We start from the raw sequence: 14,413 nt of genomic DNA on the forward strand, positions 1-14,413 counted from the left end.
TGCTATTCGTGAGGTGAGTAGCGTAATGTCCGATCGTGTTGCCGTTGTCGGCATGTCGATCCGCGCGGCCCGGGTGCGCGACCCATCTTCATTGTGGCGGCTGCTCAGCACCGGCGGTTGCGGCCGGCGCGAAATCAGCCCCGAGGAATTGGCGCGGCGGGGCGTCGCGAAACGCCGGTACCAGAATCCGGACTTCGTCCCCGTCACCTTTGCGATGGACGATTCCCTGGCGTTCGACGCGCCGGCCTTCGGCATCGACCCGTCCGAGGCCGAGCTGATCGACCCGCAGCACCGGGTGATGCTGGAGGCGTGCTACCGGGCCGTCGAGAGCGCCGGCTGCTTCATCGGCGCGCTGCCGGACCGCGTCGGCGTGTTCGTCGGCCTGCGCGCGAGCGACTACGGCGCGCGGATCGGGCTGCACCACGCCGCGGCCGGCGACGATCTCGACCCGGGCCGGCTCGCCCTCGGCACCGACCCCGACTACCTGGCCGGCCGGATCTCCTACACTTACGGCCTCACCGGCCCGTCGATGGCCGTGCTGACCGCCTGCTCCTCCTCCAGCGTCGCCGTGCACCTGGCGTGCCAGGCGATCCTCGCCGGCGAGTGCGACTCCGCGCTGGCCGGCGGCGTCGCGGTGAACGTCCGGGACGCGGGCTACCGCTACGTCGAGGGCGGCCTGTACTCGCCCCGCGGGCGCTGCGAGCCCTACACGGCCACGGCCGACGGAACGGTCGACGGCAACGGCGTCGCGGCGCTCTTCCTGCGCCGCCTCGACGTGGCGCTGGCCGAGGGCAACCCGATCCTCGGCGTCGTGGCCGGCACGGCGGTGAACAACGACGGCCGCGAGCGGGCCGGCTTCACCGCGCCCGGGATCGCCGGCCAGGTCGAGCTCATCGGGGAGGCCCTCGAGGTCGCCCGGCTCAAGGCCACCCAGATCGGGCTGCTGGAGGGCCACGGCACCGGCACGCGCATCGGCGACGCCCTGGAGATCGACGCGGCGAGCCAGGCCTACCGGTCCGGCGGGGCCGAGCCGGGCGCATGCCGGCTGCACTCGGTCAAGGCGAACGTCGGCAACCTCACCGCGGCCGCCGGGGCCGCCGGCATCGTCGCCGCCCTGCTGGCCCTGCGGCACGGGACGATCCCGCCCAACGCCCCGCTGGTGCACGGCGCCCGACCGGCGGACCTCGACGGCACGCCGTTCGCGGTGGCAGACGGGCCGATCGCCTGGCCGCGCGCGGAGCAGGGCCGCTACGCGGCGATCAGCTCCTTCGGCCTGGGCGGGACGAACGCGCACGTCATCATCGGCGACGCCGAGCCCGAGCGGCGCGCCGCCGCCCGCCGGGGCCGCTCCTGGCAGGTGTTGCCGGTGTCCGCGGACGATCCACCGCGGCTGACGGCGGCGGTGGAGGCGGTGCGCGCTGCCGTCGCGGCGGCGGCGCCGGACGAGCGGCGCAACCTCGGCCACACGCTGCGCACCGGGCGGCCGCAGCTGGCCGCCCGCGCCGCCGTCCTCGTGCCCGTCGACGGCGGCCCGGCCGAGGCGCGGTGGCCGCGGCGGTCGCGGATCGCCCCCGAGCAGCCGCCGGTGCTCGTGTTCGTGCTGCCGGGCCGGGACGTCGGCGGGTTCGCCGGCTACACCGACGAGCCGGCGTTCCGATCCGCCGTGGACGACGGCCTCGCGGTCATGGAGCGGGCCCTGGCCCCCGAGGCGTTCGCGGCCGTGCGCGACGCCGTCGGCCGCGGCGAGGTTCCGGCCGCGGCGCCCGTCCGGCAGCCGGTGCTGCACCTGGCCGCCGTCGGGCAGCACGCGCTGCTCGCCACGCTCGGCATCCGGCCCGACGCGCTCGTCGGCGAGGGCGTCGGCGAGTTCACGGCCGCCCACCTCGGCGGCGTGCTGTCCTTCGACGACGCGGCCCGGGCGGTGTGCTGGCGCGGCCGGGCCGACGCCGACGCCGACCCGGCGGAGGCGGCTCGCCTTGCCGGTCGGCTGCGCGAGCTGCGGCTGCACGCGCCGACGGTGCCGATCCTGTCCGCCGTCACCGGAGCGTGGCTGACCGACGAGGAGGCGCGCGACCCCGGGTATTGGGGCGCGCAGCTGCGGGCGCCCGCCGACCTCGGCGCGGCCGTGCGCACGGTGGCGGCGCGGCACCCGGGCGCCGTGTACCTCCACCTGAGCGGCACCGCCAGCGGCGCGGCCGACGACGCCGTGATCGGCCGCTCGTTGCCGCAGACCGTCGGCGAGCTGTGGGAGCGCGGCGTGCCCGTCGACTGGAACGCCTACGCCGAGCGCGACCCCGCGCTGCGGATCGACACGGCGCCCCGCCGCTTCGACCGGACCGCCTACGTGCACCCGGCGCTGCGGCAGGACCACCACCACCCCGCGGATCTGTCGAGGGAGCAGGCCCCATGACGCCCATTTCGCCGACGCAGCACCGGATCTGGTTCGTCGAGCAGCTGGTGCCGGGCACCGCGCTGCACAACCTCGGCGTGTCGGTCCTCGCCCGCGACCCGATCGACCCGGCGCCTCTCGAACGGGCGGTCAACGCCGTCATCGCCCGGCACGAGGTGCTGCGCACCCGCTTCGACGTCGTCGACGGCGCCCCGGTCCAGCGGGTGCTCGCCGAGGCCCGCGTCGCCGTCCGGCTGCTCGACGACGACGCGGTGGAGAAGTTCGCCCGCGAGCCGTTCGGCCTCGCCGACGCGCCCCTGCTGCGCGTCGGCCTGGTGGGCTGCGACCGGCTCGTGTTCGTGCTGCACCGGATCGTCGCCGACCCGCCGTCGCTGCACGTGCTGCTACGCGAGGTCGCGGATCTGTACCGCGGCCACCGGCCCCCGCCCGCCATGCAGTACGCCGACCTCGCGGCGCGCCGGCGAGCGCTTGCGGCCGGGTCGACGGCCGCCGGGCGGCGGGAGTCCCGCGTCGACGAGCTGACCGGCTTCCCGACCGTGCTGGACCTGCCGGCCGACCGCCCCCGACCGGCCCTGCAGAGCCTCGCGGCGGCGCACGTCGACTGGAGCGTCGAGGCCCCGCTGGTCCTCGGGCTCGACCGGGTGGCCCGCCGGGTCGGCGCCACGCCGGCGATGACGGCGCTGGCGTCGTTCGCGGTCGTGCTGGGGCGCTGGACGGGCCAGTCGCGCATCCTGGTGGCCGCGCCGGCGCCCGCCGGACCGCCGCTCATCGGCCCCGCCGTCGACACCCTCGTCGTCCCGGCCGACATGACCGGCGACCCGTCGTTCGCCGAGCACCTCCAGCGCATCCGCGACGCGTTCGCGGCGGCGCACGCCCGGCCCGACGTCGGGTTCGAGGACCTCGTCGACGGGCTGGCCGCGCAGCGCAACCTGTCCCACCACCCGCTGGTCCAGGTCATGGCGGCGTGGCGGGACCAACCCGACCTCCCGCCGGAGCTCGCCGACGCGGCCGGCATCGAGACCGGCGCCTCGCAGTTCGACCTGGACCTCGAGGTCGCCCCGGTCGGCGGGCGGCTGCGGTGCCGGCTGCGGTACTCCACCGACCTCTTCGACCGCGTCACCGCGGAGCGGTTCGCGCGGCACCTGCGGCGCCTGTGGGAGCTCGTCGCGGCCGATCCGGACGTCCGCCTCGCCGACCTCGACCTCGTCGAGGACCCGGAGCGGGCCGTGCTGCGCGGCCTCGGCACCGGGCCGACCCGCCCGGTCGACCCGCGCCCGCTGCCGGCCCGGCTCGCGGAGGCCGCGCACCGCCGGCCGGACGCCACGGCGGTGCGGGCGCCCGACGGGGAGTACACGTACGCCGAACTCATCGAGCGCGCCGAGGCCATCGGCGCGCAGCTGGCCGCACGCGGGCTGCGGCCCGGCGACCTCGGCGGCGTCGCCCTGCCCCGCTGCCGCGACCTGCCGGCGGCCCTGCTCGGTGTCTGGATCGCCGGCGGCGCCTACGTGCCGCTCGACCCGGCCTACCCACCCGCCCGCCTGGAGCACATGACGCAGGACGCCGGCATCAAGGTGCTCGTGAGCACGCGCGACCTCGCCGAGCGCATCCCGGTGCCGGCCGGCACCGAGGTGCTCCGCCTCGACGAGCCGATGCCCGCGGCCTCCGGCGGCCGACCGGCCCCGGCGGTCGACGGCGGCAGCGTCGCCTACGTGATCTACACGTCCGGCTCGACCGGCCGCCCGAAGGGGGTCCGTGTCACGCACGCGAGCCTCGGCAACCTGCTGGACGACTTCGGGTTCGAGGCGCGGTTCGACGCCGGCGACCGCCTACTCGCCCTGACCTCGCTGTCGTTCGACATCGCGGGGCTCGAGCTGTGGCTTCCGCTGCTCACCGGCGCGACGCTGATCGTCGGCCCGGCCGGGGTCGGGGGCGACCCGGAGCGGCTGCACCGGCTGCTGGCCGACGAGGCCGTCACCGTGGTCCAGGCGACCCCGGCGACCTGGAAGCTGTACGTCTCGGCCCTCGCCGCCGCCCCGCCCGCGCTCCGGCAGATCTGGAGCGGCGGCGAGCACCTCCCGCACTCGCTCGCCCAGGCGCTGACGGCGCTCGGGCCGGAGATCCACAACCTCTACGGGCCCACGGAGACCACCATCTGGTCGACGCGGGCGGTGCTCGGCCGGCGCGACACCGTGACCGGGATCGGGCGCCCGATCGCGAACACGCGGCTGTTCGTCACCGATGCGGCCGGCCGCGAGCTGCCCCTGGGGGTGCCGGGCGAGCTGTGCATCGGCGGTGCCGGGCTGGCCCTGGGCTACCTGAACCGCCCCGAGCTCACCGCGCAGCGGTTCACCGAGGTGCGGGGGATCCCGGTGTACCGCACCGGCGACCTCGTCCGATGGCGCTCCGACGGCAACCTCGAGTACCTCGGCCGCCTCGACGACCAGGTGAAGATCCGCGGCCACCGGGTCGAGCCGGGCGAGATCGACGCCGTCGCCCGCGCCTGCCCCGGCGTCCGCGACGCCTGCACGCTGGCCGTGCCGGCCCCCTCGGGCGAGGACCAGCTGGTGACCTTCGTGACGCCGGAGGCGGCCGGCGACTCGACGGACGACTGGCGCAACCTGTGGGAGGGCACCTACTCCCCCGACCGGGTCGCGGCCGACTCCCCCGACCGCGCCGCGGCCGACGACTTCGACCTGCGGGGCTGGCAGGACAGCTACACCCGGCAACCGCTGCCCGAGGCGGACATGCGCGACTGGGTGGCCCGGACCGTCGAGCGGATCGCGGCGACGGGCGCGCGCACCTTCGCCGAGATCGGCTGCGGCACCGGGCTGCTCCTGCTGCGGCTGGCCCCCGCCGCCGAGCGGTACCTGGGCCTCGACTTCTCCGCCAACGCCGTCGAGCAGGTCCGGGCGGCCGTCGGCCGGCGCGGGCTGTCCGACCGGGTGCGGCTGGTCACGGCGAACGCCACCGAGATCGGCGCGGCGGCCGTCGGCGAGCGGTTCGACTGCGTGGTGCTCAACTCCGTCGCGCAGTACTTCCCGAGCGCGGACTACCTCACGACGGTGCTGACCGAGGCGAGCCGGATCGTCGAGCCCGGCGGCCACATCTTCGTCGGCGACCTGCGCAGCCTGCGCCTGGCCGAGGCGTTCCACGCCGGCGTCCTGCGCGCCGACGAGCGGATCGGCCCGGACGAGCTGCGTGCCCTCGCCGCCCGGCGGGCGCTGGAGGAGGACGAGCTCCTGCTCGACCCCGGGTACTTCACGCTGCTGCGGCAGGCGCTCCCCGCGATCACCGGCATCCAGGTGACGCTCAAGGCCTCCGGACGCGACAACGAGATGACCCGCTTCCGTTACGACGTGCTGCTGCGGATCGGCACGGCCACCCCGCCGGGGCCCGAACCGGTCGAGCACAGTGACTGGGCCGACGTCGCCGACCTGGCCGGGCTGCACCGGCTGCTGGACGCGGCGCCGGGGACGGTCGTCGTGGACGGCATCCCGAACGCCCGCGTCGCCCGGTTCGCCCGGCTCGTGGGCGACGTCGGCGCGCCCGAGCCCGCGTGGTCGCCGGCGGACCTCGACGAGGTGGCCGCCCGGTGCGGCCGGCTGGCCCACCACGCCTGGTCCGGTCGCCACCCCGAGCAGGGGCGCATCCGGACCACCTTCACCCGACGCAACCCGGCGGCCGACGGCCCGGCGGCCCCGTTCGTCGACGATCGGCCGGCGGTCGACGGGCCGGTCAGCAACGACCCGCGGCTCGGCGCGCTGCTGCGGGTCCTGCGGCACAGCACGCGGGCGGCGCTGCGGCGGAGCCTGCCCGAGTACATGGTGCCGAGCCGCGTGCTGACCCTGCCGGCGCTGCCGTTGACCCCGAACGGCAAGACCGACCGCAACGCGCTGCGCGCGATCGCCCGGCAGCAGCCGGCGAGCGCGGAGCCCGCGGCCCCGAGCGGGCCCGGCCAGGACCTGCTGCACGAGATCTGGTGCGACGTGCTCGGCGTCTCGCGGGTCGGGGTCACGGAGAACGTCTTCGACGCCGGCACGACCTCGCTGCTGATCGTGCGGATCCGCCAGGAGCTGCGCGACCGGCACGGCATCGACATCCCGCTGACCGCGTTCTTCGCCCATCCGACCATCGCCGCGCTCGCCCAGCATCTGCGGCCGGAGGCGTCGCCGCGTCCGGACGCGCCGCCGCGGGGCCTCGGCGCCGACGAGCGGGTCGGGGGCGCGCGCACGAGCAACGCCACCGCCGCGCTGCGCCGCGGTCACCGCCGGCGGCCCTGAGCCGGGGATACGCGTCGCACCTCGGGACGGCGGCGGAAGAAGTTCAATTCCCGGTATCCCCTGCTCGCACAGCGGCAGACCCAACAGCCATCCGGCCGACGGCCACCCGGCGCAGCACTCCGCGGGTGGCCGTCGGCCATGTGCACCCCCCAGGCCCGGCTCGCGTGTTCGGAGACATCTTGCATCGAGCCAAGCCATAGATAATACGTATTAGCGTCTTGACTTAACGCAGCGTGCCCGCCACGATTCGATAACACGCCGTTAACACGAATGGGCAGGAGGGACAGCTGGTGTACGGCTACGACCGCACGGCTCGACACGACGTCCCTCGTCAAGTCGACCTCAGCCGGACCATGGTGCCGCCGATGCTCGACGGCACCCGCTCGGCGCGGAGTGTCCGACACCCGCGGCCCTCCGTGGCGTTTCCGTCCATTGTGGAGCTTCTGGCTCCGCAACCGCACCGCTGATCGCCTTTTCCACCCTCTACCGTTCATCGCCCGGACGGTCAGTCGCGCCTGTCCTACGACCGCCGCAATCGGCGCCGTCGCGACCATGCGCGATGTCGACCACCGTCCACAAGGGAGCCTTCTGTGACATCTCAGCGCCTCGTCCGCCGTACCGCCTGCGCCGCGGCTGTCGGACTCGTCACCGCCGCCCTCGCCGCGACGCCGGCCGCGACCGCGTCACCGGCCGACGCCGCCTCGTTCAGCTTTCCCAGCTTCAGCTATGTCGGCACGGCGTTCGACAAGACGAAGCTGAAGTACAACCCGACGGGCGAGTTCATCTTCCCCAGCGTCATCCGGGCGGCCGACTACTTCGCCCACCCGCTCGGCACCTACTACATGTACTACGCGCCGCACGAGAAGCCGGGCGGCATCGCCCTGGCCTACTCCGACTCCATCAACGGGCCCTGGACCGAGTACCAGAACAACCCGCTGATCTCGAACACCTGGCTGCCGTACTACAACACGGTCAGCCACATCTCCTCGCCACACGCCATCTGGGTCGAGGGTGAGCAGAAGCTGTTCCTGTACTTCCACGGCGAGAACCCGATCACCCGGTACGCCACGTCCGACGACGGTATCCACTTCGAGTACGGCGGCACCGCGGTCCAGCGCGACAGCAGCACCGGCGGCGAGACCTCGTACGCCCGCGTCTTCGAACAGTCGGTTCCGGGGCTCGGCAACCGGTACCTGATGCTGTTCATGGACAACCCGATCTCCGCGCCCCCCAGCCCGACCGGTCCGGTGGCGCGGCGCATCCGCTGGGCCGTCTCCGCCGACGCCCGGAACTGGACGATCCAGCCGCAGCCGATCGTCACCCCGCAGGGCGACGAAGCCCCCAACGCCTCCGGCCCGTTCTTCCTGCGCTGGCAGGGCCGCAACCTGGTGATCTTCCACGCGTCCGACGGCGACATGCACGCGGTGGACGTCGGCGACAACTTCGACCAGGAGATTCACCTCGGCGTCGTACACGACTCGATGACGGCCGCGCCGGACTCGGGCCGCTCCGCGGCACCGACCTTCTACTTCGACGGCACCACCGTCCACATGTACTACGAGGCCGGCGCCCGGCTCACCGCCACCATCGGGCACGCGGTGGCCACGCTGGACGAGCCGCTGCCCGAGCGGCAGCTGAACTGCACGGTCGACCGGCCGCGGCTGTGGCCGCCGAACCACCGCATGGTCGACGTCAACGTGAGCGTCGACCTCCAGAACGGCGTCCTCGGGCCGCGCGGGTTCGAGCTCGTCAGCGTCACCGGTGGCGATGCTTCCGACGTCACGGGGTTCGTGGCGGGGCAGCCTTCGCTGACCGGACAGCTGCGGGCCGAGCGGGCCGGGAACGGCGGCGACCGGGTCTACACCCTGACCTATCGCGGCCACGACGAGATCGGCCGCCCGGCCGGCTGCACCGTGACGGTCACCGTTCCGCACGACCAGGGCCACTGATCGCAAGCAGACGCTTGTGCCACGCCGGCATCCGCCGGCGTGGCACGGCGTGTGTTCAGCCCTTGGCCCGCTCCAGGAACGCGAGGATGCGTCGCCAGGCGTCGGCCGAGGCATCGGCCTGCTCGTGCAGTTCCTGTTCGAAGAAGCCGTGCGGCGCGCCGGGGTAGGTGACGATCTCGTGCGGCACCCCGCCCTCGGACAGGGCGGCGTCGAACGCCTCGACGGTGCTGGCCGGGATGTGGAGGTCCGCGCCACCGAACAGGCCGAGGATCGGCGCCCGCAGCTCGCCGGCCCGCTGAATCGGTCCCGGTGCCCCGTTGATGGCGTCGAGCGCCCCGTACAGGCCGATGGCGCCGGCCAGGCCGAAGCGTTCGGCCGCGGTGAGGAAGGCGAACCGCCCGCCGAGGCAGAAGCCGAGCGACACGACGGTGTGTGCCCGCCCGCCGCCGTCGGCGCGCAGGTGGGCGATGCCGGCGTCGAAGTCCCCGTACAGGGTGTCGGGCCGAAGCTGCGCCAGGTGTGGCATGAGGTTCGGCAGGGCGGCGAAGTCGGCCGGACGCTCGTGGTAGCGGGTGCCGGCCGTACGGCCGTAGTAGTCGACGGCCAGCGCGGTGTGGCCTTGTTCGGCAATGCGTACCGCGAGGCGCTCGTAGAACTTGGACAGTCCGCCGTTGTCCGGCAGCAGCAGTACACCGATGCCGGTGGACTGGGCCGGTACGGCCAGATACGCGGCGAACTCGGTCGCGTCGGCCGAGGTGAGCAGCAGCGGCGCGCTGCTCACCGTCGTGACGGCCGGGCCGTGGATCGGTGGGCTGGCGTCGGCGTCGTAGCACACGAGCGGGGATCCTCTCCACAATGGACGATCGGGCCGCCGCCGGCGACCCGTGAGGTTGCCCCGAATGCTAGACACGCCAGACCCAAATCATACCATTTTGGATGATTTAAAGCTAGCACCACCCGGCCGGTCCGACATCGGCCGTTCGGTCGACGCGGGCGCTGTCGCAGTGATCGAGACGGGGAAGTACCACCGCCGCAGCGGGCCGTTTCCGGCGGCGTTCACGACGCTCCGCGCGGCGTTGTGCAGTGTTGGAATCGCTGATGTTGCCGCGCCCCAACGGCCGGGCAACGCGGTACGCCTAGCGTCGCCGCCGAACGCAGGCGCGCCCGGCCGGTGGGAGTGCCGCGACGACGGAGGCGACATGAGCATCTACGACAGGATCGGCGGCGCGGCGGCCGTGCAGGCGGCGGTCGAGCAGTTCTACACACGGGTGCTGGGCGATCCCGGTCTCGCGCCCTACTTCAAGGACGTGGACATCAACCGCCTGAAGTCGCACCAGCGGGCGTTCTTCGCCGCAGCGCTCGGCGGGCCGGCGATCTACGCGGGCCGGGACATGTCCGCCGCGCATGCCGGGCTGAACATCACCGACGGCGCCTTCGACGCCGTGGTGGGCCACCTCGCCGCCACCCTGACCGATCTCGGCGTGCCCGACGACGACGTCACGGAGATCGCGGCGGCGCTGACGCCGCTGCGCGCTCAGATCGTCTCGGCCGCCGAGCTGACCGCCTGAGGGAGCGGACCTGGATGTGGCCGATGTGGTCCTCGCCTGAGGCTCAGGCCGCGAACGCCATCCGCGACGCGAGCGACGGAAAGATCATGAGGGTGACCATGTAGACGGTGTACACGCCGTCGTCGCTCTGGCCGAGCTTCGGGACGCCGCGGACCGAGGCGTCGCGCAGCGCGGTGCGCAGGTCGACGACGATGCGCCGGGTCTCCTCCTCGGCGGCGAGCAGGTTCGGGGCCGGCCCCGCGTTGATGCGGTTCATGATGACGTTGGCCACCACGATGCTCACCGCTAGGGGCATCGACGAGGCTCCGGGGCCGTCGTCGGCGCCGAGGGCGAGGCACTCGTCGGACAGCCTGGCCGCGTCGGTCTCGCGGCGCATGGCGCCCAGGATCGCCGAGCCGTTCACCAGGATCGCGGCGAGCAGGCCGGTGAACTGCGCCGGCTCGGCCCGGCGCAGCTCACGGCCGAGGTCGAGGGCCTCGGCCATGGCCCCCCCGCTCGTCGTGGTGCACGAAGAACTCCGCGGTGGCGAGGTTCAGCAGCGTCGCGGCAAGCCAGTGCCGGAACCGCTCGGGACGCTGCTGCGCGAGGCGGCGCACGATCTGGACCGCCTCGCGGGCCCGGGCCACCGCCTCGTCGCCGCGGTTGCGCACGATGAGGTCGGCGATCGAGTTGGTCAGCGCGGCGGCCAGCCGCAGCTCATAACGCGACCCGCCCGCCGCGTCCCACCCTCGCAGCAGCTCGATGGCGCGCTCGTTGTCGTCCATGGCGCCCGCGACCGCCCGCAGCATCAGCGCATCGGCGAGCAGCGTCTCGTGGTCGGAGCCGCCCGGGCCGCCCGCCTCCAGCAGCTCGATCGCCTCGTCGAGCTCGCGGCGGCCGTCGGCGGTCGGGTCGGCGAACATCGGCAAGTCCTCCGCTCCGCCGGAGTAGGCGCGGTACGCGCGGATCTCCTGACCGTGCAGGACGAGCCGGCCACCATGGTGCACGAGGGCCCGGGCGCGGGCGGCCGGCCCGGCGGCGCCCTCGACGGCCTCAGCCGCGCACTGCACCGCCGGCTCGTACCGGCCGCTGTTGTGCAGCACCATCGCGCGCGTGGTCATGGCCTGCACCCAGCCCTGCGAGCCGGCCGCCGCGGTCAGCAGGGCGACACTGTCCTCGGCCGCGATGAGCGCCTCGGCGGGGCGTCCGGCGGCGGCGAGCTGGCGGGCCAGCGCGGTCAGCATCAGGCCCAGCGGCGTGGCCAGTCCGGGGTGCCCGCCGGCGACGAAGCCACGGACCAGGGCGGCCGCGTCCACGGTCGCGGCGTAGCCGGCCTCGTCGTCGGCGACGGCCAGCAGCACCGTGCCGAGGGTCTCCAGGAGGGGGCCGGGATCGCCGGTCGCGGCGGCGAGGCGGTGCAGCGTCACGGCGAGGGCGGTGCGCGGGGCGTGGCGGATGTCCAGCGGGGTCACCACCGGCAGGACGGCCAGGGTCTCGGCGGTGGGCGGCAGTTCGGCGACGACCTCCGCGACGACCGCGTCCACCGGGCCGGCCGCCGCGCGGACCGCCGCGATCGCACCACGCAGCAGGGCGGGGCGGACCAGCAGCGCCTCGCGCAGGGCGGTCGCGGACGCCGCGGAGTGGCGGGCGGCCCGGGCCAGCGCCGTGACCATGCGGGCCTCGCGGGACTCGGGGACGGCCCGGGCGAGCGTGGCGGCGAGGGTGGGCTGGCGGGTCAGGGCGAAGGCGACGTACCGCTCGACGAGGTACATCGGCAGCCGGGGGCTGAGCCAGTCCGGGGGCTGCTGCGGGTACAGACTGCGAAGCCACAGCGCGATGCGCCGCAGGGTGATGTCGTCCAGCCCGGCGAGGTCGTCGATCCGGCCCAGCATGTCGACCGCCCCGTCGTCGTCGGGCGCGCCGGCCACCACGGCGGCGACGACCGCGGCCCGCACGGCGGCCCGGCCGTAGGGGCGGATCGCGGCGGCGCGCTCGTCGTCGTGCCAGCGCTCCTCCTCGGCGGCGAAGAGCGCCTCGAGCGCGGCGCCGAGCTCGATCGGTCCGTCCTGCGACTCCCAGGCCCGCACGGCCGCGGCCGCGTGGACCAGGCCGACCGGCACCGGCTCGCCGGTCGGCGCGAGGGTCGCGGCGGGCGGGTCGAGCTCCCACCACACGCTGTAGGCCCGCAGCGCCTGCCGGAACAGCTGCCCCTGTACCGCCGGCGAAGCGGTCAGCGGCCCGAGCGGGGCCGGCGCGACGATCGGCACCGCGGCGGCGACCCCGGACGGCAGGCTCGCGCACAGCCGCAGCCACCAACCGCCGAAGTCCCGGGCGACGAGCAGCAGCCGCGCCTTGCCCGCGGGCTCCCGCAGAAACGCGGTGAGAACGTCGGCGAGGTCGGGCGCGAGATCGGCGTCGTCGACGATGAGCAGCGACGGCGCCGTCCGCTCACCGACCAGCCCGGCGGCCGCCGCCCCGCGCTCCGGCCGGGCCCAGGAGGCCGCGACACCGCGCTCGGCGAGCTCACCCGCGAGCTGTACCGCGAGCCGCGTCTTGCCCGCCCCCGGCTCCCCGGCCAGCAGCCACACCGCCGGCCCGTCGGTCTCGCCGAGCGCCCAGGCGCGCAGCCCGGTCAGCTCCCGGTGCCGCGCCTGGTTGAACCGGACCACCTCCAGCCGCGGGTCGAGCGCGTTGAGCGGCCCGTCGACGTCGTAGGCGCTGTCGGTCCCGTCGCCCAGGGCCCCCTGTCGCCCCCGCGCCGCCTCGCCCCGGCGCACGACGGCCGCGGCACCGAGCGCGGCGGCGGCCGAGCCGGCGCCGAGCACCACGGCCACGGGCCAGGGCACGAAGTTGGCGAGGGCGGCCGCTCCCCCGCCGGCGAGCGCGAGCCCGACCGCGGCAACAGACACGGCACTCGGCCGAAACGGCTTCACCGCTCACATTGTGCCGGGGTCACGCACGCCCATCCATACGTCGGCCGGGAACGTCAGGATGGCGCACCTGCGGCTCACCGAGGAACAGTTCGCGGAACTGGGGGCTCGGCTGCACGCACTGGCGGACGAGTACCGGGAACTGTCGGATCCGTCGCTGCCGGACGCGTCACTCGTCTTCGCCCTGTTCCACCCGGCGTGGCGCGATCAGGCTCCGAAGGACGCCGAATGACCTCGGACGCTCGGAAGTTGCCGACCGGGTTCGGACGACTGTGGACCGCGCAGACGATCGCCTCGCTCGGTGACGGGGTGACGCATGCCGCGATGCCGCTGCTCGCGTTGACGTTGACGCGGGATCCGATGGCACTCGCCGTCGTCACGGCCGCCGGAACGCTGCCGTGGCTGCTCTTCGGGGTGCTCGGCGGTGCGCTGGTGGACCGCTGGGACCGTCGGCGCACGATGTGGGTCGCGGATGCGGTGCGTGCGGTACTGCTCGCGATACCGGCGGCAGCGGCCATGCTCGACGTGCTGAGCATTCCACTGCTCGCGGCCGTCGCCTTCCTGCTCGGCCTCGGCGGACTCTTCTTCGACACGGCCGCCACGGCCTATCTGCCGGATCTGCTCGGCGGCGAGCCCGCGCTCCTGGAACGCGACAACTCCCGCCTGCGCGGCACCCAGACCGCCGCATCCGGCTTCGCGGGGCCACCCGCGGGCAGTGCCCTGCTCACGCTCGGCCGGGCGGTCCCGCTGCTCGCCGACGCGGTGTCGTTCGCGCTCTCCGCACTGCTCGTACGGTCGCTGCCGGCCGTACCCCGGCCCGCACCGCAGGCCCGTGAGTCGCTGCTGCGGCAAGCGCGGGCCGGGGCCTCGTACGTGTTCCGAGATCGGTTGCTGCTCGGGCTCGCGCTGCGTCCGGCGGTCGGGAACATCGCCTTCCTCGCCGTGGAGACCGTACTCGCCCTCTTCGCCCGAGACCGGCTCGGCATCGGCACCTCCGGCTTCGGCCTGCTGCTCACGGCAGAGGCCACCGGCGGTCTGCTCGGCGCGGGCATCGCCTGCGCCCTCGGCCGACGGCTCGGCACCGGCACCGCGCTCACCGGCACGGCCGCCGTCGAGGGACTCGCCATCCTGGGTCTTGCCGGAGCCCCGAACCCGTACGTCGCCGGCCTCGCGCTCGCCGTCTGCGGAGCGGGCATGGGCGCCACGATGGTCCTCGGCCCCTCCCTCCGACAGGCGATCGTCCCCGCCCGGCTGACCGATGCGGCCGTCTCCGGCTGATCGGCGCACCCACCGGCTC

General features: G+C 74.7%; 9 protein-coding genes. 6 read left to right on the forward strand and 3 right to left on the reverse strand.

Translation table 11 applies throughout. The features are described from left to right. Positions 1-25 precede the first annotated feature (25 nt). From AC6JBM_RS23545 to AC6JBM_RS23555, 3 genes are all read left to right on the forward strand, one after another. The gene (locus AC6JBM_RS23545; RefSeq protein WP_497985734.1) at positions 26-2,410 is read left to right on the forward strand and encodes a beta-ketoacyl synthase N-terminal-like domain-containing protein; all 2,385 of its coding nucleotides are present in this window, start codon (positions 26-28) and stop codon (positions 2,408-2,410) included. Further along, positions 2,407-6,690 (forward strand): non-ribosomal peptide synthetase, encoded by a 4,284-nt coding sequence (locus AC6JBM_RS23550; protein ID WP_497985735.1) that lies wholly within the window; start codon positions 2,407-2,409, stop codon positions 6,688-6,690. Before AC6JBM_RS23545 ends, AC6JBM_RS23550 begins: the two co-directional genes overlap by 4 nt. A gap of 590 nt (positions 6,691-7,280) precedes the next feature. Beyond that, positions 7,281-8,639 carry a glycoside hydrolase family protein gene (locus AC6JBM_RS23555; RefSeq protein ID WP_497985736.1) on the forward strand — a complete coding sequence of 453 codons (1,359 nt, stop codon included), beginning with the start codon at positions 7,281-7,283 and terminating at the stop codon, positions 8,637-8,639. Between the two features lie 55 nt (positions 8,640-8,694). Here AC6JBM_RS23555 and AC6JBM_RS23560 read toward each other — a convergent pair whose 3' ends face one another. Beyond that, complete coding sequence (locus AC6JBM_RS23560; protein WP_497985737.1) at positions 8,695-9,474, reverse strand: dienelactone hydrolase family protein; 780 nt, start codon at positions 9,472-9,474, stop codon at positions 8,695-8,697. A 364-nt stretch (positions 9,475-9,838) separates the two neighbouring features. Between AC6JBM_RS23560 and AC6JBM_RS23565 the strand changes: the two genes are divergently transcribed. Further along, the gene (locus tag AC6JBM_RS23565; protein WP_497985738.1) at positions 9,839-10,207 is read left to right on the forward strand and encodes a group I truncated hemoglobin; all 369 of its coding nucleotides are present in this window, start codon (positions 9,839-9,841) and stop codon (positions 10,205-10,207) included. Between the two features lie 43 nt (positions 10,208-10,250). Here the strand turns inward: AC6JBM_RS23565 and AC6JBM_RS23570 are convergent, their stop codons facing one another. Together AC6JBM_RS23570 and AC6JBM_RS23575 are read right to left on the reverse strand one after the other, a co-directional pair. Beyond that, entirely contained in the window at positions 10,251-10,691 is a 441-nt protein-coding gene (locus AC6JBM_RS23570) for a hypothetical protein (protein WP_497985739.1), read from the reverse strand. Further along, a complete protein-coding gene (locus AC6JBM_RS23575) occupies positions 10,663-13,119 on the reverse strand; it encodes a hypothetical protein (protein ID WP_497985740.1) in 2,457 nt (818 codons plus the stop codon). Before AC6JBM_RS23575 ends, AC6JBM_RS23570 begins: the two co-directional genes overlap by 29 nt. 58 nt (positions 13,120-13,177) lie before the next feature. On the opposite strand from AC6JBM_RS23575, the gene AC6JBM_RS23580 reads away from it, so the two are divergent. Together AC6JBM_RS23580 and AC6JBM_RS23585 are read left to right on the forward strand one after the other, a co-directional pair. Beyond that, the gene (locus AC6JBM_RS23580; protein ID WP_497985741.1) at positions 13,178-13,348 is read left to right on the forward strand and encodes a hypothetical protein; all 171 of its coding nucleotides are present in this window, start codon (positions 13,178-13,180) and stop codon (positions 13,346-13,348) included. Then, complete coding sequence (locus AC6JBM_RS23585; protein WP_497985742.1) at positions 13,345-14,394, forward strand: MFS transporter; 1,050 nt, start codon at positions 13,345-13,347, stop codon at positions 14,392-14,394. The genes AC6JBM_RS23580 and AC6JBM_RS23585 overlap by 4 nt, the downstream gene beginning before the upstream one ends. Positions 14,395-14,413 lie beyond the last annotated feature (19 nt).

The sequence above is a fragment of the Dactylosporangium thailandense genome (assembly GCF_059739745.1).